General features: G+C 59.2%; 22 protein-coding genes. 9 read left to right on the forward strand and 13 right to left on the reverse strand.

Features of this window, described 5'->3' with window-relative positions; all coding sequences use genetic code 11:
• Positions 1–28: 28 nt before the first annotated feature.
• Positions 29–451: a MerR family transcriptional regulator gene (locus PY650_RS13020; protein WP_285879670.1), complete on the forward strand. Its 423-nt coding sequence runs from the start codon at positions 29–31 to the stop codon at positions 449–451.
• A 267-nt stretch (positions 452–718) separates the two neighbouring features.
• Here PY650_RS13020 and PY650_RS13025 read toward each other — a convergent pair whose 3' ends face one another.
• Both PY650_RS13025 and chrA read right to left on the reverse strand, forming a co-directional pair.
• Positions 719–991 (reverse strand): cupin domain-containing protein, encoded by a 273-nt coding sequence (locus PY650_RS13025; RefSeq protein WP_285879671.1) that lies wholly within the window; start codon positions 989–991, stop codon positions 719–721.
• Between the two features lie 186 nt (positions 992–1,177).
• Positions 1,178–2,404, reverse strand: coding sequence for a chromate efflux transporter (gene chrA, locus PY650_RS13030; RefSeq protein ID WP_285879672.1), 1,227 nt, complete (start codon positions 2,402–2,404; stop codon positions 1,178–1,180).
• Positions 2,405–2,682: 278 nt separating this feature from the next.
• Between chrA and PY650_RS13035 the strand changes: the two genes are divergently transcribed.
• From PY650_RS13035 to PY650_RS13045, 3 genes are all read left to right on the forward strand, one after another.
• Positions 2,683–3,054, forward strand: coding sequence for a hypothetical protein (locus PY650_RS13035; protein ID WP_285879673.1), 372 nt, complete (start codon positions 2,683–2,685; stop codon positions 3,052–3,054).
• A gap of 273 nt (positions 3,055–3,327) precedes the next feature.
• Positions 3,328–4,242, forward strand: coding sequence for a CheR family methyltransferase (locus tag PY650_RS13040; protein ID WP_285879674.1), 915 nt, complete (start codon positions 3,328–3,330; stop codon positions 4,240–4,242).
• A 64-nt stretch (positions 4,243–4,306) separates the two neighbouring features.
• Entirely contained in the window at positions 4,307–5,821 is a 1,515-nt protein-coding gene (locus PY650_RS13045) for an oligosaccharide flippase family protein (protein ID WP_285879675.1), read from the forward strand.
• Between the two features lie 161 nt (positions 5,822–5,982).
• On the opposite strand, the gene PY650_RS13050 is transcribed toward PY650_RS13045, so the two are convergent.
• The 4 genes from PY650_RS13050 to PY650_RS13065 form a co-directional block, all read right to left on the reverse strand.
• Entirely contained in the window at positions 5,983–9,792 is a 3,810-nt protein-coding gene (locus tag PY650_RS13050; RefSeq protein WP_285879676.1) for a vitamin B12-dependent ribonucleotide reductase, read from the reverse strand.
• Between the two features lie 772 nt (positions 9,793–10,564).
• Positions 10,565–11,062 carry a xanthine phosphoribosyltransferase gene (gene gpt / locus PY650_RS13055; RefSeq protein WP_285879677.1) on the reverse strand — a complete coding sequence of 166 codons (498 nt, stop codon included), beginning with the start codon at positions 11,060–11,062 and terminating at the stop codon, positions 10,565–10,567.
• Positions 11,063–11,355: 293 nt separating this feature from the next.
• The gene (locus tag PY650_RS13060) at positions 11,356–12,198 is read right to left on the reverse strand and encodes a universal stress protein (protein WP_285879678.1); all 843 of its coding nucleotides are present in this window, start codon (positions 12,196–12,198) and stop codon (positions 11,356–11,358) included.
• A gap of 116 nt (positions 12,199–12,314) precedes the next feature.
• Complete coding sequence (locus PY650_RS13065) at positions 12,315–13,088, reverse strand: competence/damage-inducible protein A (protein ID WP_285879679.1); 774 nt, start codon at positions 13,086–13,088, stop codon at positions 12,315–12,317.
• 242 nt (positions 13,089–13,330) lie between these two features.
• On the opposite strand from PY650_RS13065, the gene wrbA reads away from it, so the two are divergent.
• From wrbA to PY650_RS13090, 5 genes are all read left to right on the forward strand, one after another.
• Positions 13,331–13,930 (forward strand): NAD(P)H:quinone oxidoreductase type IV, encoded by a 600-nt coding sequence (wrbA, locus tag PY650_RS13070; RefSeq protein ID WP_285879680.1) that lies wholly within the window; start codon positions 13,331–13,333, stop codon positions 13,928–13,930.
• Between the two features lie 198 nt (positions 13,931–14,128).
• Positions 14,129–14,296 carry a hypothetical protein gene (locus PY650_RS13075; protein WP_285879681.1) on the forward strand — a complete coding sequence of 56 codons (168 nt, stop codon included), beginning with the start codon at positions 14,129–14,131 and terminating at the stop codon, positions 14,294–14,296.
• A gap of 554 nt (positions 14,297–14,850) precedes the next feature.
• Positions 14,851–16,080, forward strand: a complete 1,230-nt coding sequence (locus PY650_RS13080; RefSeq protein WP_285879682.1) for a TadE/TadG family type IV pilus assembly protein — start codon at positions 14,851–14,853, stop codon at positions 16,078–16,080.
• Between the two features lie 6 nt (positions 16,081–16,086).
• Positions 16,087–16,641, forward strand: coding sequence for a TadE/TadG family type IV pilus assembly protein (locus PY650_RS13085; protein WP_285879683.1), 555 nt, complete (start codon positions 16,087–16,089; stop codon positions 16,639–16,641).
• Positions 16,638–17,018 (forward strand): TadE/TadG family type IV pilus assembly protein, encoded by a 381-nt coding sequence (locus tag PY650_RS13090; protein WP_285879684.1) that lies wholly within the window; start codon positions 16,638–16,640, stop codon positions 17,016–17,018. The genes PY650_RS13085 and PY650_RS13090 overlap by 4 nt, the downstream gene beginning before the upstream one ends.
• A 190-nt stretch (positions 17,019–17,208) precedes the next feature.
• On the opposite strand, the gene PY650_RS13095 is transcribed toward PY650_RS13090, so the two are convergent.
• From PY650_RS13095 to PY650_RS13125, 7 genes are all read right to left on the reverse strand, one after another.
• Positions 17,209–18,198 carry a GlxA family transcriptional regulator gene (locus PY650_RS13095; RefSeq protein WP_285879685.1) on the reverse strand — a complete coding sequence of 330 codons (990 nt, stop codon included), beginning with the start codon at positions 18,196–18,198 and terminating at the stop codon, positions 17,209–17,211.
• Positions 18,199–18,214: 16 nt separating this feature from the next.
• Complete coding sequence (locus tag PY650_RS13100) at positions 18,215–18,469, reverse strand: pyrroline-5-carboxylate reductase family protein (protein WP_285879687.1); 255 nt, start codon at positions 18,467–18,469, stop codon at positions 18,215–18,217.
• Positions 18,459–19,409, reverse strand: coding sequence for a 4-hydroxyproline epimerase (locus tag PY650_RS13105; protein ID WP_285879689.1), 951 nt, complete (start codon positions 19,407–19,409; stop codon positions 18,459–18,461). The genes PY650_RS13100 and PY650_RS13105 overlap by 11 nt, the downstream gene beginning before the upstream one ends.
• Positions 19,410–19,434: 25 nt before the next feature.
• Positions 19,435–20,286 carry an ABC transporter permease gene (locus PY650_RS13110; RefSeq protein WP_285879690.1) on the reverse strand — a complete coding sequence of 284 codons (852 nt, stop codon included), beginning with the start codon at positions 20,284–20,286 and terminating at the stop codon, positions 19,435–19,437.
• Positions 20,283–21,131 carry an ABC transporter permease gene (locus PY650_RS13115; protein WP_285879692.1) on the reverse strand — a complete coding sequence of 283 codons (849 nt, stop codon included), beginning with the start codon at positions 21,129–21,131 and terminating at the stop codon, positions 20,283–20,285. Before PY650_RS13115 ends, PY650_RS13110 begins: the two co-directional genes overlap by 4 nt.
• Positions 21,132–21,145: 14 nt before the next feature.
• Positions 21,146–22,237, reverse strand: a complete 1,092-nt coding sequence (locus tag PY650_RS13120) for a quaternary amine ABC transporter ATP-binding protein (protein WP_285879694.1) — start codon at positions 22,235–22,237, stop codon at positions 21,146–21,148.
• 87 nt (positions 22,238–22,324) lie between these two features.
• On the reverse strand, positions 22,325–23,176 hold the full coding sequence (locus tag PY650_RS13125; protein ID WP_285879696.1) for a glycine betaine ABC transporter substrate-binding protein: 852 nt from the start codon (positions 23,174–23,176) through the stop codon (positions 22,325–22,327).
• Positions 23,177–23,222 lie beyond the last annotated feature (46 nt).

Consider the following 23,222-nt stretch of genomic DNA (forward strand, 5'->3'; position numbering starts at 1 on the left):
TAGCGACTAGAGGTGCAAGAGGATAATCATGAAAAAGATCACGATTGGCGAAGCGGCGCGGCGAAGCGGCGTGAAAGTGCCGACGATCCGCTATTATGAGAGTATTGGGCTTCTGGCAGAACCGGAGCGCAGCGAGGGCAATCAGCGCTCCTACGAGCCGTCGCATCTACACCGGCTGGCTTTCATACGTCATGCCCGCGAACTCGGCTTCGAAGTCGAGGCGATTCGCACGCTTCTGGCTCTGCAGGACGATCCCAATCAATCGTGTGCCTCCGCCGACGCGATAGCCAAGGCGCGGCTGATCGAAGTCGAGCAGCGAATTCGCAGCCTGACGGCACTAAGGACCGAATTGGAGGTGATGGTCGAAGGTTGCGGTCATGGCCGTGTCGACCGATGCCGGGTGATCGAGGTCCTCGCCGATCACGGGCAGTGCATGCATCCGCACCATTGATCCAACGCCGCCTGGCCGCGCCTCTTCTAACAGCCGATGAGAGGCTTCTCACCGCCGATGACTACCGCCTCATTTGGGCGGTGGCCAATCCGGGAGCGACGTGATGGCCGAACTTTGGCGCGGCCTCGCGGAGATGCTCGATCTCCTCCGGCATCGGTGGTCCGGCGACTTCGTCCGGCTGAAGCTCGTGGCCATCTAGCTCCAGAAACCGGTCGAATAGAGCAGGGGTCCCGATCAAGACGTATTTGCTGGGATTGCTGCACGTGTTCATAAGCTGGTGCGGAATGCAATGCCGCGCGGCAGGAAGATGCCGTCGCCGGCAGCCAGGCGCCAAGGCTTGCCGTCGAGCACCGCGGTCATCTCGCCTTCGATGATGTAGACTGTCTCGTCGTCCTTGGCGTGGACTTCGATCGGCGTCCTTGTGTTTCCGCTGCTTTTATTCTCCAAGAGGCAAAATTGCCCTGCGGTTTGCCCTCCGAATGACAGGCATTTCATGACGACGCCTGCAAGAACGAAATCCTTGCTGTCGATCTCACTCATTGCCGCTTCCTTTTTGCGGATTGTGGAAGGCAAAGGATGCGGAGATAACGCGCTAGAACGGCCAAGGTGCCGCTCCCCAGGTTTTCCGAGCTGTCCGAGGATGAGCTCGCCTGGCTGGAAGGCCACGATCGACTGCGCATCATGATCATGGCGGGACGGATGTTCTCGCCGACCCAGAACCCGAACTCACATGAGATGCAGCAGAGTACCGGCTGCCGCGAGCAGGACGACGACCACCCATGGCGGTGCCTTCCAGACGGTGAGGAGGACGAAGCCGATCAACGCCAACGCGAAATCGTAAGGATTGAGGATGGCGCTCGTCCAGACCGGGCTATAAAGCGCGGCCCCGAGAATGCCAACGACTGCCGCATTCGCGCCTCGCATCGCTGCCTGCGCCAGGGGACGTTTGCGGAAGCTGTCCCAGAAGGGCAGGGCGCCGATGAGCAGCAAGAAACCGGGCAGGAAGATACCGACGAGGCAGATGGCGGCGCCAAGGATGCCGTTCGGGGTTGGTCCCATGACAGCACCGAGATAGGCGGCGAAGGTGAAGAGCGGTCCGGGAACCGCTTGGGCCGCGCCATAGCCGGCAAGGAAGGCGTCGTTCGTCACCCAGCCGGGTTTGACGACCTCCGCCTGAAGCAACGGCAGCACGACGTGTCCGCCCCCGAAGACGAGAGAGCCGGAGCGGTAGAAGGCGTCGAACATCGACAAGCCCTGGGATGCCGTCGCAGAGGCAATGATCGGCAAAAGGCCAAGCAACAGGAAGAATGCGGCAAGGCTTGTTATGCCGACGTGGCGCGAAACGCGGAAGGCAAAGTACGTGGAGTTCGTGACGGAACCGCTGCGGGACAGAATGAAGCCGCTGAGCGAGCCAAATGCGATAGCCGCGACCTGTCCGACCGATCCCGGAGCAAAGACGACGATAAGGACTGCTAAGAGCGCAATACTCGCACGTTCCCGGTCCGGGGTCAGGTTCCTCGCCATGCCCCATACTGCCCGTGCGACCACGGCGACGGCAACGATCTTCAGCCCATGCAGCAGACCCGCTCCGATGGGGCCGTCGAACGCTGTCGCCGCCATTGCGAAGACCACCAGCAGCAGGGCGGACGGAAGGGTGAAGGCCGTCCAGGCGGCGAGGGCCCCAAGCGGCCCGCCGCGGAGAAGTCCGAGCGCGAAGCCAAGCTGGCTCGATGCCGGGCCTGGGAGAAACTGGCAGAGCGCCACAAGGTCGGCAAAGCCGTCCTCGTCAAGCCATTTGCGGCGTGCGACCAGTTCGTCCCGGAAATAGCCGAGATGGGCGATCGGCCCGCCGAAAGATGTCAGGCCGAGCTTGAGGAAGGCGGAGAAGACCTCGCCGGGCGTTCCATTTCCATGGGCGACCGCTTCTTCATGAACAGCTTCCGACGACTTCACGAAACAGCTCCCTGGCCTTCTGATATTCCATTCACGCCCATCAACAGAGACACTCTCGAAAATCGATATCGGCAATCGAGACTATAGGTGAAGGGTATAGGCTGCAAATTGTCCGGGGGCTGGACGACGAACGAAGCACAAGTCATGCCGCCGTCTTTGGTAGGCAATTACTCCCTTTGGTCCGTGGTGCTGACCTTGTTTGTCGAATTGAGCCGAGGGGTGGTGGAGTCTAAAATCCAAATATGAAGACTCTCCGGATCGCCATGGCTAAGAAGCTGATGATGCTGGCCGCATTTCTAGCGGTCATGGCGCTTGCCATGCACGTCCCGGACGTTCCATCCGGAGCCGGATATCATGAACTGAATGCGATAATCGCATCGGGCGCGTTGCCGGGCGTTTCAGACAATTGCGCCCAGATTGACCTGGACGCCGGCATCAAACAGAAGCCGCAGCTGACCGACGGTCACAAACACAGTCACAAACACCATCACAGATGTTGTCGCGCCGGCTGTTCTGTCTTCGGCGCCATTAGTTCGCCGCTCGTCATTCCGGCGCCAGGCATCGTTCGGATATTCTCTGTGCCACGGTGGCCCACGCTTTCTCCCGCCGACCCGCAAGACCTTCAGCGTCCGCCAAAACGCCTTGCCTGAGACAGCCAGGCTTTTTCGGCCGTCGACAGGCGTTTCGGCAGGACCGCTTTTTCCTCCGATCGCACATGAAACCCGAAACCGGTGCTCACGTGCACCACCTCCGCAGCGGGATTTAACCTGGCTCAGCGAGGCTGGTTTGCACAAGTTTCCAGCATACCGTCGACTGCAGGGCAAACCAGACTGGCTGATTGCGAATTCTCGTCCCCAATCCACTCAAGTTGGTTGCCGGCCTGATCTCCATGGGAATCGGCGGCACGTTTGAAGGAGTTTTAGATGCCGACCGCCATCAATGGTTTCAACACGCTTCGCCAGGCGCCACGTCGCGTTTTCCGCGCATTCTGGGAGACTATCCCGAGCCGCATACGGAGAACCCCACTGATGTTCCGCGCCGGAAGATACATCTATCGCAGGTTCAGCCGGAATAGCGAGCGTGTTCAAACGCACTACACGCAATTCATGCGGAATCCGCCCCTCTTGGCGGTCATTGGAGCACTCGCGTCGAAATATCCTGGCGAAGGCGGTATCAAGATCGCATCGATCGGATGTAGCACCGGAGCAGAACTGTATTCGGCGCTCCATGCCATCAAAAAAGAAAGAGGCGATCTGAACCTCATAGCGTGTGGAGCGGACATATCGAGCGCGGTTGTCGAGGTAGCAAAGAGAGGTGTTTACCGCCCGGATATTCCGTCGGCCGAGGGCAGTTTTTACGCGGCGGGAAGGCCAGAAGTCGAAAGTTCCGATGTGCCCTCGCTCATCGAAATCCTAGAGCCTCTCCCGGACGGATCGCTGCGCGTAAGGGACCAGCTCAGGCAAGGCGTCACTTGGCTCACGGCTGACGCCACGGACGGCAGGCTGTTGGAGCTGATCGGGCGGCAGGATTTCCTGCTCGCGAACAATTTCATGGGGCCGATGGAGGATCCGTTGGCGGAACGGTGTCTCCGCAACATGACGAAGCTCGTTGCTCCCGGTGGGTATCTGATCGTCGACGGGATCGATCTGGACATCAAGACAAAGATTTTGAAGGCATCGGGCTTCCGGCCCGTGCTGGCGGGCCAGGACGAGATATGGGCGACTGAGGCGGCGAAGAAGGGTTGGCCGTGGCTACGTTGGGCGCGGGAGCCTCTGGATCGCAGCGAGCCCGATTGGACTTGGCGATATTCCGTCATCTTCCGCTGCGGAGATCAATAGCCACCAGTGACCGGGTCCGGCCGCTAGATCGCAGCCGACGACCCACCAATATGGATCGTGGACGATGCTGTCACCTGTCGAAGACATGAATGCCGAAGATGGTCGAAACCGGCCGCAATCTATCGTGGCGGGGAGGGTCCGTTTCATACCGGCGATGATGACCGATGGGATCTGGATCGTTATCGCGAAGGTTGTTTCGCAGATTTCCCAAATCGCGACATTCTTCCTCGCGGCGCGCGTGCTGAGCCCGGGAGAGTTCGGGCTCTTTGCCTTCGTTTCCGCCATTGCCGTCCTAATGGTGGTGGTCGCGGAAGGGGGGTGGGCGGAATTCATAATGAAAAATGGCGACGACGAGGAAAGCTTCAATCAGGTCGCCACTATATCCCTTCTTAGCGGCTGTCTCTTCACGGCGGCCGGCGTGATCGCAGCCGTCGCGTTCTACGCCCTTACGGGCAATTTAGCGCAAAGCGCTCTGCTTGCATTGTTCAGTTGCTGGATGCTGCCCGCCGCTCTGACAGTGACTTTCGATGGCGTGCTGGTCGTTCGCGGCCGCTTGCGCCAGCGGGCGATCGTTAGAATCCTCGCTGAGTTAGTGGGACTGGGTGCAGCGGTAGCGCTGCTCAAACTTCATGGAGATGCATCGGCACTGGCGACGAGCAAGATCGTTTGCCAGATCGTGCTGCTCAGTGGCTCGATCCTTGTTGCGATGCGGTTGCCGCGCTTGCGTTTGACAAGGTCCATGCTGGCCGACGTCATCGCGTTTTCCTGGCAGATCGTCGGCAATCGGTTGGTCGTTTTTGTCGGTTCGTATTCGGGCACGCTGGTAGTCGGAAGCTTCCTTGGAATTGCGGATGCCGGTTTCTACCGTGCAGCTGAGCGTATCGTTGCCGCGGTTTCTGAACTTCTGGGAGAGCCCGCACGATCTTTAAGCTGGGTAGCCTTTCGGAAAGCTCACCGGCAACCTGGCGCATCGGGGCCATCGGCTGGCCGTGCCGGTGTCCGTTTCCTGCTCGTCCTTCTTGCAGTAGCCGCGCCAATGTACCTGGGGCTTGCACAGATATCCGACGTTGCTGTACGGCTGGTCCTCGGCGACGTATGGATGCCCGCGGCTTCGATAATACCTTTCCTGTGCCTGCGGCAGCTATTGCTCTCGCCGGGCTATATCAACGAGGCGTCACTATCCATCGTTGGACACATCGGACGTCGGCTTCCTATTACACTGTTGAACGTCGGCGTCTCGCTCGCTGTTACCATCGCGGTTGCCCGGTTTGGGCTTTGGCAGCTGGCCGTCGCTCAGTGTTTCACGGCAGCCTTCGCGCTGGCGACCTCCATCAGATTGCAGTCGAAGTTTGCCGGCGTGGATTGGTTCAAGATCGGGAAAGGCGTGATACTGCTGATCGTGCCTGCGAATCTGCTGATGGTTGTGACGGTGTTTTTTACCCGGCAACATCTTGCCGGAGAATTACCCTGGCAAGCGGTGGTCGTCCTCCAGATCTGTGCCGGCGCGTTGGTCTACGCTGCGGCATTCCTGGTCACGGTTCGGCTGATCAGTCGCCTGCGTTGGTTGCAGTTGCAATAGGCGGTGTATCGAACACGATCTCGGGCTGCGAGCCCAAAATATTTATACCCCAAGACTGCGATATGGCCGCCTCGGGGAGGCGGCCATATCGGATGCTGCGTCATTTCAGTGGCTGTGCGTCAAAATCAATGGCTGACTAGACGCCGCACCTCCCGCATCGATCAAGAGCAGCCGCTCGTGGCACCGCAGGTGTCGCACTTCTCGCAGGTGCCGTTTCGGACCATCGTGAAATTCTGGCACTCTGTGCACATGTTGCCGGTGTAGCCCTGCATGATTGAGCGGGCGCGGCGTTCGGATTCCAGTTTCTTGGCTTCCGTCTTGGCCGTTGCTGCGTCATCTGCTGCCTTATCGGTGAAGAGGGCGGTGGGGGCGTCGGCGGTTTCGGCTGCCAGTTCCTCGGCGATCTCTTCGGCCAGTTCCTTGGCGCGTTCCTCATAGTCACGCTTGAAGGCGACGACTTCCGAGGTCGAGATGGCGCTGGCCGGTTCGAGCTTGCGCACGGCATTGCCGGCGAAAGCGGTAATCGTCGCACCCGAAGAGGCACGAGCAGGGGCGGACGTGGCCGAACCTTTGACATCGGCTGCCTGGCGTTCACCCGAGGTCGGCACCAGCGTCGGCTTGTAGCCGCGGGTCAGGCCCTTGGAGACGACATCCGCCTTGCCTTCCGACACGCCGCGTCCAAGCGCTGTATTGTTGAAGTCCGACGTATCGACATGAGCGAGGTCGTGGCGGCCGAGATAGGAGATGGCGAGCTCACGGAATACATAGTCGAGGATCGACGTGGCGTTCTTGATCGCGTCGTTGCCGGTGACGATGCCGGCCGGCTCGAACTTGGTGAAGGTGAACGCGTCGACATACTCCTCGAGCGGCACGCCGTATTGCAGGCCGAGCGAGACGGAGATGGCGAAGTTGTTGATGAAGGCGCGCAGCGCCGAACCTTCCTTGTTCATGTCGAGGAAGATTTCGCCGAGACGGCCGTCGTCATATTCGCCGGTGCGCAGGAAGATGGTGTGTCCGCCGATCTTGGCCTTCTGGGTGTAGCCCTTGCGGCGACCGGGGAGTTTTTCCTGGCTGCGGACAACCTTTTCGATGACGCGTTCGATGATCTTTTCGGTGACGGTCACGGCCTGTGCGGCAGCCGGAGCCTGCAGCAGTTCTTCCACCGCATCCTCGTCACTCTCGTCGTCGATCAGCGAGGCGTTCAGCGGCTGGCTAAGCTTGGAGCCGTCTCGATAAAGCGCGTTTGCCTTCAGGCCGAGCTTCCAGGAGAGCATGTAGGCGTTCTTGCAATCCTCGACAGTCGCTTCGTTGGCCATATTGATCGTCTTGGAAATGGCACCCGAAATGAAGGGCTGGGCGGCAGCCATCATGCGGATATGGCTTTCGACGGAGAGATAGCGCTTGCCGATCTTGCCGCAGGGATTGGCGCAATCGAAGACGGCAAGATGCTCGTTCTTGAGAAACGGCGCGCCTTCCAGCGTCATCGCACCGCAGACATGGATGTTGGCGGCCTCGATCTCCTTCTTGGAGAAGCCGAGATGGTCGAGCAGGTTGAAGCTGATGTCGGTCAGCTGCTCGTCGGAAACCTTCAGCGTGCCCTTCAGAAAGTCGGCGCCGAGCGTCCACTGGTTGAAGACGAACTTGATGTCGAAGGCGCTCTTCAGCGCGGCATTCACGGCTTCCACCTTCTCGTCGGTGAAGCCCTTGGCCCTCAGCGTCGAAGGGTTGATGGAAGGCGCCTGGTTCAGGTTGCCGTGGCCGACGGCATAGGCCTCGATCTCGGCGATCTGGCTTTCGCTATAGCCGAGCGCGCGCAGCGCGTCCGGAACGGCGCGGTTGATGATCTTGAAGTAACCGCCGCCGGCCAGCTTCTTGAACTTCACGAGCGCGAAGTCGGGCTCGATGCCGGTGGTGTCGCAATCCATGACGAGGCCGATCGTGCCGGTCGGCGCGATGACGGTCGCCTGGGCGTTGCGGTAGCCGTGTTGTTCGCCAAGGCTTAGGGCCTTGTCCCAGGCAGCCTTGGCATGGGCAACGAGGTCCTGATCAGGATTGTGGCTGTGGATCAGCGCCACCGGATTGACCGACAGGCTCTCATAGCCCGAGGTCTCGCCATAGGCGGCGCGGCGGTGGTTGCGAATGACCCGCAGCATATGCTCGCGGTTCGGCTTGAACATCGGGAACGTCCCGAGCTCAGAGGCCATTTCGGCCGAGGTCGCATAGGCGATGCCGGTCATGATAGCAGTCAGCGAGCCGGCGATGGCACGGGCTTCGTCTGAGTCATACGGAATGCCCGACGACATTAGCAGGCCACCGATATTGGCATAGCCGAGGCCGAGCGTGCGGTATTCGTAAGAGAGTTCGGCAATGCGGCGCGACGGGAACTGCGCCATCATGACCGAGATTTCGAGGACGACAGTCCAGAGGCGGACGGCGTGCTCGTAGTCGCCGATGTTGATGCGCTTGGTGGCGGCGTCTTTGAAGGTCATCAGGTTCAGCGATGCAAGATTGCAGGCCGTATCGTCGAGGAACATATATTCCGAGCACGGATTGGACGCGCGGATCGGGCCGGCGGCCGGGCTTGTGTGCCAGTCGTTCATCGTCGTATTGAAGTGCAGACCGGGATCGGCCGACGCCCAGGCGGCGTAGGAGATCGATTCCCAGAGGTCGCGTGCCTTTAGCGTCTTGACGACCTTGCCGTCCTTGCGGGCGGTCAGGTGCCAGTCGGCATCATTCTCGACGGCACGCAGGAAGTCGTCCTTGATCGAGACGGAATTGTTGGAATTCTGGCCGGAAACAGTGAGATAGGCTTCCGAGTCCCAGTCGGTGTCATAGGTCTTGAACTCGAGGTCCTTGTAGCCCTGACGCGCAAACTGGATGACGCGCTGGACATAGTTTTCTGGAACCTGGTCCTTCTTGGCGGCACGGATCTCGCGCTTCAAGGCAGGGTTCTTGGCCGGGTCGAAGCAATCGTCATTGTCGCCTTCGCAATTGACGGCAGCCTTCATGATCGCCTTCAGGTGCTTGGCGACGATCTTGGAGCCGGTGACGAGGGCAGCGACCTTCTGCTCTTCCTTCACCTTCCAGTTGATATATTCCTCGATATCCGGATGGTCGATGTCGACGACGACCATCTTCGCGGCGCGGCGCGTCGTGCCGCCCGACTTGATGGCGCCGGCAGCGCGGTCGCCGATCTTAAGGAAGCTCATCAGTCCGGAGGAACGACCGCCGCCAGAGAGCTTTTCGCCTTCGCCGCGCAGCAGCGAGAAATTGGAGCCGGTGCCGGAACCATATTTGAAGAGACGCGCTTCACGAACCCAGAGGTCCATGATGCCGCCTTCGTTGACGAGATCGTCCTCGACCGACTGGATGAAGCAGGCGTGCGGCTGCGGATGTTCATAGGCCGACTTGGACTTGGTGAGCTTGCCGGTGAAGGGGTCGACATAGAAATGGCCCTGGCCGGGGCCGTCGATGCCATAGGCCCAATGCATGCCGGTGTTGAACCACTGCGGCGAGTTCGGCGCGACGCGCTGGGTTGCGAGCATATAGGCAAGCTCGTCGCAGAAAGCGGAAGCATCTTCTTCAGAGGAGAAATAGCCGCCCTTCCAGCCCCAATAGGTCCAGGTGCCCGCAAGACGGTCGAAAACCTGGCGCGCATCGGTCTCGGAACCAGTCTGGTTTTCCTTCGGCAGAATCTTCAGGGCCGCATCATCGGGCACGGAGCGCCACAGGAAGGACGGAACATCGTTTTCCTCGACCTTCTTCAGCTTGGCGGGCACCCCGGCCTTGCGGAAATACTTCTGCGCCAGAATGTCGGCAGCAACCTGCGAGAACTGCGCGGGCACGTCGATGTTTTCGAGGCGGAAGACGATCGAACCGTCAGGGTTCTTGATCTCGCTCGTCGCCTTGCGGAATTCGATCTCCGCATAGGGTGACTGGCCTGCCTTCGTAAAACGACGTTCGATACGCATGATCTCATAACCTCATTCGTTGACGCGCGCCTGCCTCGTAACAGGGCGCAAAAATCTTTGTCCGGCATCACGATTTCAAGCGCGCAGCCAGTGTTCACTCTGTCCTCTGACAGGAGGTGCCATCCGGAGATGTCTTTCCTGTATCTTGTGGTGATGGTGGCTGTAAACACTAAATATAGTATTAACAGCTTATTGCCGCCAGTCCCCGCATGTCTTTTTTTGGCAGAATCGATATCGGCAAAAAAATCCTCACGGCGCCACCAGTCATGGGTGCATCGCCCTGAATACAAATCCGATTTCGAGTTAGGAACCAGCCCCCAATAATTCGCCCGGTCCAGTCGCCGCCGCAACGTCAGCCATTAACTTTGAAAGACACGATTCCGTCAAGGGGTGGTTTGGGGCGGATTTTTAACCACAATATCTTGTGGGCTTGCCTGTGGAAATTGGGGAAACGCCAGGAGTCCCAAAGATTCAAACGCTTGGCGGAAATTGTTCGCTCTTTGCGCGACGGCCTGCGCGTTGAATGCCACCGAAGAAGGAAATAAAAACGACAATATTGTGACCGTGACCCTGAAGCCATTGGCAGAGGGGCAAAAGCATGCAGCAACCCCTCATGATTCGCGGGGAAGGCATTGAATCCCACGTAATCCTGGTATCTCGGTGACTACTAAATATAGTGGGCGCCGAAGCGCCCATCTCTATTGCTGTGTCTGCGTCCGGTTTTGGCACATGACATCGAATCACCACTGATTCGCGGGAGTCCCCATAAGCCTCAGCCGCGATGACCCTTGGCGATCGGCTCCTGATAGGTAAAGCCCATGTCCCAGGGGAAATAGATCCAGGTGTCCTGGCTGACCTCAGTAATGAAGGTGTCGATGGTCGGCACGCCCTTCGGCTTGGCGTAGACGCAGGCGAAATGCGCCTTCGGCAGCATTGTGCGCACTTCGACCGCCGTTTTGCCGGTGTCCGTCAGGTCGTCGATCACTAGCACGCCTTCGCCGCCGTCGATGGAGAGTTCCGGCGCTATTCCCTTGAGCAGGTTCATTTCGCCTTGGCTCGAATAATCGTGGTAGGAGGCGATGCAGACGGTCTCGATCAGACGGATATTCAATTCGCGCGAGATGATGGCGGCCGGGACCAGGCCGCCGCGGGTAATGCAGACGATCGCCTTGAACTCGCGATCGAGGCCGGCGAGCCGCCAGGCAAGTGCGCGGGCATCGCGATGGAACTGATCCCAGGATACGGGAAAGGCTTTTTCGGGGAGGGACATGGCTCATTAGCTCCGGGAAGCAGTGGATAACGACGCGCCGGCGCTGCCGGCGACCCTGAGCAGACCCCGCGACGAGCGCGGACCATGGACCAAATCCTGAAACGCAATTCGCTGGCGTTCCGATCGAACATGATCTCATCCAAAAAACGGTTTGGCTCTTTGGGATCACGCTCCATGGACCACGCGAATGGTTCCCCGGCGGGAATTCTCTCATCGGTCGCTGCTTTCTGCTGGATTTGCGGTCAAAAGGCAAGAGCCGCCGCCGCTGCGCTTATCTTGCAGGGCTAAGCAGTTCAGCGTGCTAGCAGCGTCATGGCCGTCATCGACTGCAACAACGTCCGCGTCGTGCCGCCGAAGATTAACTGCCACAGCCAGGAATGTGTATAAGCACCCATGACGAGCAGATCGATGCTGTCGTCGGCGAGTCGATTTTCGATGACCTGCGATGGCGTCCTGCCGCCGCACATCGCCGTTTCCTGTCTGGCGCGAATACCATGGCGCACAAGCGTCGCGGTAATCTCCGCGCCAGTCTCCGTTGGCGAATGCGTCGAACTATCGGATGTGTCGACTGAAAAAACCTCCACGGAATCGGCAGTCTTCAGGAAGGGCAGGGCATCGAAGGTGGCGCGGGCAGCTTCTTTCGAGCCGTTCCAGGCGATCAATACTCGACGGATTGGCTTCGGCTCCTTGAAGATATAGGGAATGAGCAGGACCGGACGGCCGCTCTCGAACAGGAAGCTTTCGACATCGACTTGCGAGTCGGAAGACTTGGCCGGATCGGGCTGCACGGCGACCAGCAGGTCGGCGCTGCGGGCGCTTTCCATCAACGGCTGCGAGCCATAGCCGACGGTGCTGGCGATCCCGCGCCATTCGTAAGCGATGCCCTCGCGCTCCATTTTAGCGCGGAACAGCCGTTCGATATCGATGGCCCGTTTGCGCGCCATGTCCTGCAATGCCTGCACGGCGACAGGGTCGGGGATTTCCATCGGCGCCACCAGCGGCACGGCTGAGACGATTTCAGCATGCAGACCTACGATACGAGCGTCGTGCTCCTTAGCGAACGCGGCGGCGAAATCGACCGCCACGCGCGTATTGTCGGGGGTATCGAGAATGACCAGTATGGTTTTATAGGGCATGACATGATCTCCCGTGCGGAAAGGTCCACATTGCCTCATTATATCAGTGTTTCGCCTGATAATAATGCGCCGAGACGACAGCGGTTCCCTGACGAGTTAAATGCACTCGTTGAACATCATGCTTCAGCGGACTGATTTCCCTTGTCTTTCGCATGCCTAATGGTTTCGATCATAGCGCGCACTTCGGCCGCGACATTTTCAACCAGCTCCGCGGAACGGCCCCTCACGACGATCTCTGTCGAGAAGAATTGACCGACATAGCGCGGGTAGGAGCCGATGCTGGTTTCCGGATGCGCCTTCTGGATGAGGCCGAGCGGCGTGCCGATCTCGCCCTCTCCGTAGGGGCAGGAAATAGCGGTCGACAAAACGGGCGTGCCCGTTCTGAGCGTCGGTATGACATTGTCGAGCATCGCCTGGAAAACCTGCGGCACGCCGGCCATGACATAGACGTTGCCGATGTTGAAACCAGGGGCCGTCGAGACCGGATTTGCGATATGCTTGGAGCCGACGGGCATGCGGGCCATGCGCTGGCGGGCCTCCGTGAACTCCATTTCACGCCGTGCATACATCTCGCCCATAAGCCGCATCGCTTCGGCATCGTGCTCGCAGGGTACGCGGAAAGCCTTGGCGACGGCATCGGCGGTAATGTCGTCATGGGTCGGGCCGATGCCGCCTGATGTGAAGACATAATCATATTGGCCGCGCAAAGCGTTCAACGCCGATACGATGGCATCCTCATCGTCGGCAACGATGCGAACTTCCTTGAGGTCGATGCCGGCCAGCAACAGTACATCGGCGAGGTGGCCGATATTCTTGTCCTTCGTGCGGCCGGAGAGCAGTTCATCGCCGATGGCCAGCATGGCGGCGGTGACAATGGTTTCATTGGTCATGGAAGTATCCGTGGAATAGCGCCGGCGGCGCGTTCGAAAAACGTCAGAAATAGGTAGCGCCGTTTGCGGCGAATGCAAACTGTCGTTTTCGTTTCCCTGGCGGCTGTCAAAAAAAGCAACTGCAAGTGAATTTTCGTCTACATCGGGTGAACAGTGCGTTCGGCCTGTAGGGGCTGCGCCTTCGTTTTCGGGCTGGTACAAGACAGCTCGAAAATCAACACGTCCAACAACGGGAGACGTTTATGGCTAAGGTTCTGGTTCTCTATTATTCCTCCTATGGTCACATCGAGAAGATGGCCTATGCCGTCGCTGAAGGCGCGAAATCCACCGGCGCCGAAGTCATCGTCAAGCGCGTACCGGAACTGGTACCGGAAGAAGTCGCCAAGGCTTCCTACTTCAAGCTCGACCAGGAAGCACCGATCGCATCGCCGGAAGAACTGGCCGATTACGACGCCATCATCGTCGGCTCCGGCACCCGCTTCGGCACAGTTACGTCGCAAATGCGCAATTTCTGGGATCAGACCGGCGGCCTTTGGTTCGGCGGCAAGCTCGTCGGCAAGGTCGGCTCGGTATTTACCTCTTCGGCTACCCAGCACGGCGGCCAGGAGTCGACGATCCTCGGCTTCATCCCGACCCTGCTGCACCACGGCATGGCAGTCGTCGGTCTTCCCTACGCTTTCCAGGGCCAGATGGGCACGGAAGAAGTCAAGGGCGGCTCGCCTTACGGCGCCTCCACGATCACCAACGGCGACGGCTCGCGTCAGCCTTCGGAAATAGAACTGGAAGCTGCAAAGTACCAGGGCGCCCACGTCGCCAAAATCGCGGCGAAGCTCGTCGCCTAATTTGACTTTGCGTTTCGAACAAAGAAAAGGCGCGGCGAAAGCTGCGCCTTTTTGCATGCCGCACTCCGGGTCCTTGCAATGGGCAACAGGGCGGCAACGCCAATGCCAGCGATGTGATCGCTATTTCAGGTAGCATTCATGGTCCGATCATCAATGCTGGTTCAAAGAGGGGCCGTAGGTTTTAGAATTGGAGCTGTCATGAGCAAAATTTTCGGCATCATCGGCGCTGGTGCGCTGACGCTGGTCATGGGCCTTGCATCGGTCGTTCCCTCAGTCGCTGCACCGCTCTATCAGCCCAAGCCGGCAGCAAGCACCGCTATCGAGATGGTGCAATATCACCAGCCGGACCGCCGGGCATTGGGATAACAACGGACACCACCCGCACCACCGCCCCCCGCCGCGCTACCGCCCCAGCTGTTGGAACGGCTATCACGGCTATAAATACGGAGTCCGGGCTATCGCCGCCATAACGACGGCTGGTGGTATCCGAACAAGGCATTCACAATCTCGTTCACTAAGCATCTGTTCTCAGGCAGAGGAATTACAAGGCGGTCCTACGGGCCGCCTTGTTTCTTGTGGGCTTCGGACCGAGGGGCAGGAGCCCCGCCGCTATTTGAATATCTGATGCGGACGGGGTCGAACCCGCACGGATCACTTCGAGGATTTTTAGTCAGAAGTGTCGGCTGCCGCTTGGTTTTTATAGATACCTAAGCGGGGTCTTATCGGGCTGAAGACTGATGCCCGCAATTTCTCCGTCTCAGGGGCAGTCCATCTTTACTGTATTTTCCATTCAATTCGAACTTTCTTCAAAAGACAAAAATAAAGAATTGATTGCACAGTTCCCCATCGGATTTTCCGTATAATTCAAGGGGGAGGCAATGCTTCGACTTCCTAGTGGCTCGCGCTGCCGGAAGAAAATCGTGGAGTTCATCCACGATTCGTCCGGTGCTTACCTGATCGTTTTCGCTTTGTCGCTCCCGGTTCTCATCGGTTTGATTGGGCTCGGCACGGATTATGGGCTGTGGACCTACAAGCAGCAGAAGATGCAATCAGCGACCGACGCCGCGGCTGTTAGCGGTGCGGCGGCCTATACCACCAGCGGTGACGGGCCGGTCGTGTCCCAGGTCAATGCGATAACGGCAACCTATGGGCTTATTAATGGTCAGAATGACGTGGTGATATCGATGCACCGCCCTCCGACACAGGGATCTTACGCTGGCAATAATTCCGCGATCGAAGTTGTGGCGCAACAACCGATGGACTTGCTGTTCTCCGCGCTTTGGCAGCAGGCTTTCGTCGTTACGACGAGATCTGTCGCCATGGCGAATGCGGCTAACGGCTGCGTGCTGGCGCTTGATCAGACGGCAAGCGCTGCCGCGTCGGCTCAGGGATCAACTTCGGTGACATTGAAGAACTGCAGCCTCATCTCGAATTCTGCAAGCGCCACGGCGGTCAATGTCGGCGGTTCAGCGCTGATACAGGCGCTATCCGTCGGAGCTGTCGGTGGCATCAGCGGTCTTGGCGGCATTAAGGCGGATGAGGGAACGGCGACCGGAATTTGGCCTGTCACAGACCCCTATGCCGACGTTCAGATACCGACCTATTCAGGTTGCACGACCAACGGCAAACAAAATATCAAGGGAAAGACGACACTCGATCCAGGTGTCTATTGCGGCGACATTACGGTAAACGCAGGCGCGGTCCTGAACCTGAACCCCGGGATCTACATTCTCGATCGCGCGAGTCTGAAGGTCAATGGCGGCGCGACTTTGATTGGCCACAGTGTCACTATCATCTTCACCTCCAGTACGGGAAGCAATTACGGCACCGCGTCGATCAACGGTGGGGCGATCCTTGATCTGACGCCACCGACTACGGGAAACACGGCCGGCATTGTCATTTACGGCGACCGGAATACGCCCGTGGGCACGGCCTTCAGCTTCAATGGCGGTGCGACCCAGAGCTTGGCGGGATCGATTTATCTGCCAAAGGCGGCCGTCAGCTATTCGGGGGGTAATACCGCGACAAATGCATGCATCAAGATCATAGCGGATACGGTTACCTTCACCGGCAATTCCAACCTATCCATCGATTGCAGCGGTTATCCGACTCGCGCCATCGGCGGCGCCGCCGGCAAATTGGTCGAGTGATGCGTGATGGCTGCAAGTACACCAGTACCAACTGAAGTTTCGCTCTCTGCCATGCTCGTCGCCGAACGGCGGTTGGGTTCATGCACTCGGACAATATCGAAGTGGGCTTGGAGAAGGCTCTGTCGAGATCTGCTCAATGAAGAGCACGGCACGGCCGCCATCGACTTGGCTATCATCCTGCCGGTGTTGATCGCGATGGCATTCGGTCTTGTTGACTACTCATCCGCACTGCTGCAGCAGACGCAGGTGGAGAACGCGGCGCAGCGAGGTCTGCAATATGCTTTGGCTCGCGGCTTCGATAGTTCCGGCATGTCGAATGTCATCACTAGAAGTACAGGCTCGGCCGTCATCTCGGCGACACCTGCCCCGTCGAAATTTTGCGGTTGCCCCGGCAATCAAGGCATCTCCAGCACGGCTTGCTCCGACGTCTGTTCGGACGGATCGCGAGCGGGCACATATGTATCCTCTTCGGCCGCCGCGACCTATGTGCCCTATATCGCGCTTCCCTTCGTGCCCGCATCGTTTGCCCTGCAGTCAACCGCAACAGCGAGGATTCAATGATCCGCCGTCTCGCGAGGAATGCCGAGGGGACAACCGCAGTCGAGTTTGCTCTGACTGCACCCCTCTTCATCATTATGGTATTTTCGATCGGACAATTCGGGCTTTTTCTATGGACCCGATTGGGATTGCAGCACGCCGTTGACCTCAGTGCCCGCTGTGCGAGCCTGTTGCACACCACCTGTCCGGATACAGGTTCGATCCAGGCATACGCCGTCGAACAGGCTTATGGCCTTAAGATCGATCCCAGCGTGTTTTCAGTGAATAAAGACGCATGCGGACAGAATGTTACTGCATCCTACACGTATACGATCGCGATCCCGTTATTGCCATCGGTGCCGGTGACGATTGCCGCAACGTCGTGCTTCCCGACCTATTGAGCCGGACCCGAAGCCATAGATAAACAAGCCCAATCGCCCCTCGCGGAATGCAGGTCGCGCAAATAAACCAGCGGGATTTATATAAATATTTTCAATGTGATGCGGACGACGCGGATCAGCGAACGACAACGAGGGATAATGTGCACATATCACTAGGTATGCGTTCCACGCCCCTTGATTCTTTCGCCTATCAATGGGGTGCTTCAGCTCTGACCTGACTAGGCGTCCTTCCAAAAGTCATGCGAAATGCCTTTGTAAAATAGGACGCGCTCTCGAAACCAACTTCGAGAGCGATCTCTATCAACGGAGCCTCAGTTTGAACGAGCAGCTGCTTGGCGCGCTCTAGGCGCAGTTTTTTGTAGATATGTCCCGGAGAGCTGCCCGTCTGCTCCTGAAACAGCCGCTCAAGTTGTCTCCTGGAAAGCCCCACCGCATCCGCCAGTTTCTGCAGCGGAATGACGTTGGCGACGTGACGTTCCATGGTGATGATCGTGGCCCGCAAGCGAGGATCCTCGCACTCGATCGCAAGCGGCTTGCGCGGCTGGATATCGAGGGCCGAGCGAGCCTTCTGGATCTGAAGCACCTCCAGCGCGTTTCGTTCGGCCGCTCTCCCGATGTGTCTTCTCACAATCGCCGCCGCCATATCGGCAGCACTCGCCCCGCCGGCGCAGGACCCCCGTGTCCGGTCCAGATTGAATATACGATCGGCCCTGACTTCGAGATCGGGGAAGCGCTCGCGGAAGGCTTCATAGTGGAGCCAGCTGACGCAGGTCCTATGGCCCTTCATCAAGCCTGCTTCCGCGAGGATGAAAGTGCCGGTACAGACGCCGATGAGCGGCACCTTCTTGGCCGCGGCTTTTCTAAGATAGGCAATCGTATCGTCGTCTACGGGCGACGGATTGTTCAACAGACCACCGACCACGACGATGTAATCGAACCTCTCCGGATCGACGAAATTTGCTGTCGGCGCGACCTGCACCCCGCAGCTTGATGCGATGAGATGCCGGGTGCTGCCAAGGACCTGCCAATCGGCGAACCGCCTTCCGGACCGGTCCTCTTCGTCGCTTGCCAGCCGCAGTGTGTCGACGAACATCGCGAAAGCCGAAAGGGTGAAGGATCGTGCGAGCACGAACCCGATATTCAGGCGACCTGCCACGGTTTTGGCATCGACGGTGGTCATGCTTGGCCCCTTGACCTTATAAGGTCCTAAGTTCGAACGCTTTTCGGAAAGCCGCTTGCAATCCGGCACCAACGATAGCATCGAAGCCCTTCTCCCGCATCGTTTTGATTCTGGCTGCGGTCGTGCCGGCGTAGTCCACAAAGGTCTTCACGGTCTCAGCGGGGGAGGCGGCGTGGAATTCCTGAAGACGGCCCGTTCCGATGAGGACAGACTGAGCGGCTCTCAGCGCCAAATCGGGCGCAATGCCGCGACTGATCGCATCATTGACCATGGCTTCGGCGAGAAGGGCTGGAAACGCCGCTCCCGAGCCCGACAACGCCGTGACCCATGCTGGTTTCGGACTCGATACGGCCCTCGAATACGGTGCCGATCAGGCTCTCCTGGCGATAGACGTCGCCAGCCTTCAGGCGGCCTTTCCCGTAGAGTTGCGCCATGCGAGCCGATGTTCCGCTTCCTCCGGGCGAACGGTCGATCGCTTTGTCGCCGTAGAACACCGCGCCGCGGCCATCGGCTTTGCCGCTGACAGACCCATCACACCAGATTGCGTGATGAACGCCGCCTATGGTCTCGTCCTCGGGATGGACTGGACTGCAAACCGGTTCAAGAGCATCGCGAAGCGCACGACTGAGGTTGACCAGAGCGCTTGCGGACATTCCTTCCAGACCCGGCCACGAAGGCTGTGGCTCGACGACCGCGTAGAAGTTGCCGCCATAGGCGATATCGACGACGAGCCTACCGACACCGGGAACGTCGACCGCAATGTCGGCGGCGTGCAGGTAGCTCACAACATTGAACAGTCGAACGGATTCGACGCGCGCTCCTGGTTTGTCGTACTCGATCTCAATTTTTCCAGCGGGCGTCTCGATCGAGAGCTTGCCGTGTATTCTTGGCGTGACAAGCCCTTCCTCGATCGCCGCGGTGACAAGGCCGATCGTGCCCGCGCCGCACATCGGGAGACACCCGCTGACCTCGACAAAAATGACGGCGAAATCGCAGTCCGGCCGGAATGCTGGATAGATAATGGCCCCCGACATGATGTCATGGCCACGGGGCTCGAACATTAGCGCCCGTCGGATCCAATCGTGGTCACGGACAAAAATTTGGCGCCGCTCGGCAATAGGAAGATGAGGCAGCAGCGGGCCGCCGCCAACGAGAAGCCGCACCGGGTTGCCGCATGTGTGGGAGTCTATGCAGAAAAAGCTGTGGCGCATGGAACGATATCCTCCAATCAGGCGCCTAGCTGACGTCGGCCAAGTTGCGACGCTGCAGGGCGCTTCTTGAAAGTCTGTCCAGCAGGATCGCGATTGCGACGATTGACAAGCCGGCGCGCAGCCCAAGGCCCATCTCCATCCGGGTCAAACCGCGTGTGACCTCGGCCCCCAGCCCGCCCGCACCGACGAGGCCGGCAAGCACGACCATGGCGAGGGACAGCAGGATGCATTGATTCAACCCGACGAGGAGCGTGGGAGTTGCCGAGGGTATCTCGATCTTGAGCAGTATCGATCGCGGGCGGGCTCCAATCGCCTGGCCGAGTTCCAGCAGGTCCTTTGGCACCTGATTGAAGGCCAGAGTGGTGAGACGCAGCATCGGCGGCACTCCGTAGACGATCGTCGCGATGATCGCCGGAACCCGGCCGAGGCTGAAGATGATCACGGCGGGGATGAGATAGACCCAGGGTGGGACCGTCTGCATTATGTCGAGGATCGGGCGGATCGCCGCATCGAAACCCTTGCGCCTGGAGGCAAGAATGCCGAGCGGGAACGCGATCAAGACGGAAATGACGACCGCGACGGACACGAGTGCCAATGTTTGCATCGACGCGGCCCAAAATCCCGCCAGGAAGCAGAACGCCAGAGAGATCGCCGTGGTGATCGCCACGCGAAAGCTGACGAGGAAACCCGTAAGGACGACTGCCAAGGCAATAACTACATAGGGTGGCGGATGGAGGAGCGCCCCCTCGATGGCGCTCAGCACCGTGTCGATAAAGCTCGCGATCGCGGCAAAAATCGGATGGAAGTTCATGTTCAGCCAATCGACGGCCGGCGCGAGATAGGCCCCAGGCGAGAAACGGTAAAGATCGAAGCTCATCTTGCGCCTCCCTTCGTGCGCGGCGACGCGCTCTGTGTCAGCCGGTCCAGCACCATAGTAAGGATGACGATCGCGATCGCCGCGTTGATCGAGGTGGAAATGTCCAGGGTTCGCACGGCTCCGTAGATCGTTTCGCCAAGTCCGGCGGAGCCCACGATGCCCGCGATAACCACCATGCCGAAAGCCATCATCAGGCTTTGATTGATCCCGGCCATGACGCTGGGCATCGCGAAAGGCAGCCTGATTTTCGTGAACATCTGCCAGGGCGTCAGGCCGCTTGCCTGCCCGAGTTCAACGAAATTGTGCGGCGTCATGCGGATCCCGAGCGCTGTGAGCCTGATCGCAGGGGGCATCGCTACGATGACCGTGGCCACCATCGCGGTCGCGGGGCCATATCCGAGGAGCGCGATGGCGGGCAGAAGGTAGATGTATGGCGGCAGGGTCTGGATCAGGTCGAGCAGAGGCTCGAGCAGCTTGTCAAAGGTTGTAGCGAAGCCTGCCAGAATGCCGACCGGAATGCCGACGACGAGCGCAAGGATCGTGGACGTCGCGACCAGGGCCAGCGTGCTCATGGTTTCGGCCCATAGCCCCATGGCGGCGCAGAAGACGACCGCCACGCCGGTAAGAAGGCCGGCCCACATGTTGATCAAGCGCCAGCCGAGCAGTGCGGCGACGATGGCGATTACATAGAACGGCGGGAGCTGAAGCAGCCACAGGATCACGTCGTAAGTCCCCTCGAGAATCGACCTGATAAGATCAAAAAAGCCTTCGCCATTGTCGCTTATCCAGCCGAGCGCGTCATCGACCCGGGCATCGAAGCTGTCGGTGATTGCCGAGATATCCATGTCCGTATCCTCCGCTAAGCCGCTGCCGGCACGTTGCTCTGCGTGCCGGCGACGCCGCGCAATAGGCCTCGGGTGGTAACGACGCCGACGACTGAACCGTTTTCGACGACGGCGACCGCATCGAGATCGGACTGCATCGTGAGATCGATGAGTGCGCCGATATCGGCCTCGGGCGAGGTTCGCAGAAGAGTGTCGATGTTACAGCCCGGCTGCTGCATCTTGAATTCGGCGACCGACTTCATCACCGAATGTGCCTTCACCAGATGCAGCCGAGAGATCCCGGAAACGAATTCCGAAACGTAGTCGTCCGCGGGCTTGGTGACGATTTCCTCTGCGGTGCCGACCTGGACGATGACGCCGTCCTTCATGATGGCGATGCGATCGCCGATGCGGATGGCTTCCTCCAGATCGTGCGTAATAAACACACCCGATTTGCCGAGCGATTTCGTGAGCTGGCGGAACTCGTCCTGGAGCTGGCGGCGGATAAGCGGATCCAGTGCGCTGAACGGCTCGTCCATGAGGATGATTTCGGGATCCGCAGCCAGCGCCCTGGCGAGCCCGACGCGCTGCTGCATGCCGCCTGAGAGTTCGGAAGGGAACCTCGCGGTCCAATCCGCAAGGCCCACTTTTGCAAGTGCTTCGCGTGCAGTCTTGTTGCGTTCGTCCTTGGGAACGCCTCGCACTTCCAAACCGAAAGCCGCGTTTTCCAGTACGGTCCGGTTCGGCAGAAGCGCCACGCTTTGGAACACCATGCCGATGTGCCGAGAGCGGACTTCGCGCAATTGCGCGGCGTTGAGCGTTCCGATCTCCTTGCCCTTCACGACGATCTTTCCGAGGCTAGGTTCGATCAGGCGGTTGAGGAGACGGACCAGCGTAGACTTGCCGCTGCCGCTGAGGCCCATGACGCAGAAGATTTCGCCGCGACGGACCTGGAGGCTCGCGTCCGAGACGCCGACGACGCAGTTGAAATCCTGCAGCACCTGCTTTTTCGACAGGCCCCGTGCGCCGAGGGCTTTGATGGCCTCGTGGGCGCGAGCACCGAAGATCTTCCAGACCGACTGGCAGTCGATCAGGATTTCGCTTGAACCGTTCATCGCAGTGTACATCTGTTTCCCCACGGCCGAGCTTATGCCGGCTTCTGTGTTTGATGGGTCGGAAGTCGGGCCGCCTTCGGAGCGGCCCGTTGTCCAGGGTCACTCAGCCTTGATGTTCTCCCAGCGCTTCAGGAGGTCGGCGTGGCTGTCGGTCCAGTCCTTCACGGCTTGGTCAATGGTCTTGCCGTCGTTGACGGCGCCGTTGATTGCGGTGATGTCGGCAAGCGGCAGATAGACGCTGGCTATGACTTCACGCGCATGCGGATACTCCGTCGAAAAGCCCTTCTTGCCGATCCAGTAGTAGCCCTGCGGCGGCGGGAAGACGCCCTTGGGATCCTTGAGGAACTTGACGTCGTATTTCTGCATCATCCACGACGGCTCCCAGATCGTGACTGCGACCCATTCCTTGCGGTCGATAGCCGACTTCAGCGCTGCCGTCATTGCGGCCGTGCTGCCTTCGACGAGTTGCAGCTTGAGACCGTAGGTTTTGACCGAGCTGGCGGCGTCACGCATCAGGCCCGATCCCGGCTCGATGCCGATGATCTTGCCGCCGAACTTGTCGGCGTTGTCATTGAGCTGGTCCATCGAGTCGATGGTGACGTATTTCGGCACCGCGATAGCCTGATAGAGGCCATGCGACACAGGCGATATCTTTTCGAGGCGCTTCTTGTTCTTGTCCCAGTAGTCCTGTGCGGCGTAGTCGGTCTGCGAAGCGAGAGCCTGGATGTCGCCCTTCGTGAGAGCGGCATAGGCAATGCCCCATTCAGAGAACGGCACCACCTTGACGCTGTAGCCGGCATCTTCGAGAGCCTTCTTGGTAATGCCGGTGATCGGCGTCAGATCCTCCCAGGACATTGTTCCCAGGGTTATGGTCTTTTCTTCCGCATGGGCGGAAAATACGGTCAATCCGACCATGGCGGCTGCGCAAAGCGCTTTCCACAAAATCTTCATCTCACTTGCTCCTAGTTTTTCGTTCCCATTTTCGTTGAAGACCTGC

The organism is Martinezella calliandrae (genome assembly GCF_030272695.1).
Taxonomy (GTDB): domain Bacteria; phylum Pseudomonadota; class Alphaproteobacteria; order Rhizobiales; family Rhizobiaceae; genus Rhizobium; species Rhizobium calliandrae.

Excerpts from the sequence above, each read along its gene's own strand:
- PY650_RS13020 (WP_285879670.1), top strand. The coding sequence starts at position 29 with ATGAAAAAGATCACGATTGGCGAAGCGGCGCGGCGAAGCGGCGTGAAA.
- PY650_RS13025 (WP_285879671.1), bottom strand. The coding sequence starts at position 991 with ATGAGTGAGATCGACAGCAAGGATTTCGTTCTTGCAGGCGTCGTCATG.
- PY650_RS13035 (WP_285879673.1), top strand. The coding sequence starts at position 2,683 with ATGATGCTGGCCGCATTTCTAGCGGTCATGGCGCTTGCCATGCACGTC.
- PY650_RS13040 (WP_285879674.1), top strand. The coding sequence starts at position 3,328 with ATGCCGACCGCCATCAATGGTTTCAACACGCTTCGCCAGGCGCCACGT.
- PY650_RS13045 (WP_285879675.1), top strand. The coding sequence starts at position 4,307 with ATGCTGTCACCTGTCGAAGACATGAATGCCGAAGATGGTCGAAACCGG.
- PY650_RS13050 (WP_285879676.1), bottom strand. The coding sequence starts at position 9,792 with ATGCGTATCGAACGTCGTTTTACGAAGGCAGGCCAGTCACCCTATGCG.
- gpt (WP_285879677.1), bottom strand. The coding sequence starts at position 11,062 with ATGTCCCTCCCCGAAAAAGCCTTTCCCGTATCCTGGGATCAGTTCCAT.
- PY650_RS13060 (WP_285879678.1), bottom strand. The coding sequence starts at position 12,198 with ATGCCCTATAAAACCATACTGGTCATTCTCGATACCCCCGACAATACG.
- PY650_RS13065 (WP_285879679.1), bottom strand. The coding sequence starts at position 13,088 with ATGACCAATGAAACCATTGTCACCGCCGCCATGCTGGCCATCGGCGAT.
- wrbA (WP_285879680.1), top strand. The coding sequence starts at position 13,331 with ATGGCTAAGGTTCTGGTTCTCTATTATTCCTCCTATGGTCACATCGAG.
- PY650_RS13075 (WP_285879681.1), top strand. The coding sequence starts at position 14,129 with ATGAGCAAAATTTTCGGCATCATCGGCGCTGGTGCGCTGACGCTGGTC.
- PY650_RS13085 (WP_285879683.1), top strand. The coding sequence starts at position 16,087 with ATGGCTGCAAGTACACCAGTACCAACTGAAGTTTCGCTCTCTGCCATG.
- PY650_RS13090 (WP_285879684.1), top strand. The coding sequence starts at position 16,638 with ATGATCCGCCGTCTCGCGAGGAATGCCGAGGGGACAACCGCAGTCGAG.
- PY650_RS13095 (WP_285879685.1), bottom strand. The coding sequence starts at position 18,198 with ATGACCACCGTCGATGCCAAAACCGTGGCAGGTCGCCTGAATATCGGG.
- PY650_RS13100 (WP_285879687.1), bottom strand. The coding sequence starts at position 18,469 with ATGGTCAATGATGCGATCAGTCGCGGCATTGCGCCCGATTTGGCGCTG.
- PY650_RS13105 (WP_285879689.1), bottom strand. The coding sequence starts at position 19,409 with ATGCGCCACAGCTTTTTCTGCATAGACTCCCACACATGCGGCAACCCG.
- PY650_RS13110 (WP_285879690.1), bottom strand. The coding sequence starts at position 20,286 with ATGAGCTTCGATCTTTACCGTTTCTCGCCTGGGGCCTATCTCGCGCCG.
- PY650_RS13115 (WP_285879692.1), bottom strand. The coding sequence starts at position 21,131 with ATGGATATCTCGGCAATCACCGACAGCTTCGATGCCCGGGTCGATGAC.
- PY650_RS13120 (WP_285879694.1), bottom strand. The coding sequence starts at position 22,237 with ATGTACACTGCGATGAACGGTTCAAGCGAAATCCTGATCGACTGCCAG.
- PY650_RS13125 (WP_285879696.1), bottom strand. The coding sequence starts at position 23,176 with ATGAAGATTTTGTGGAAAGCGCTTTGCGCAGCCGCCATGGTCGGATTG.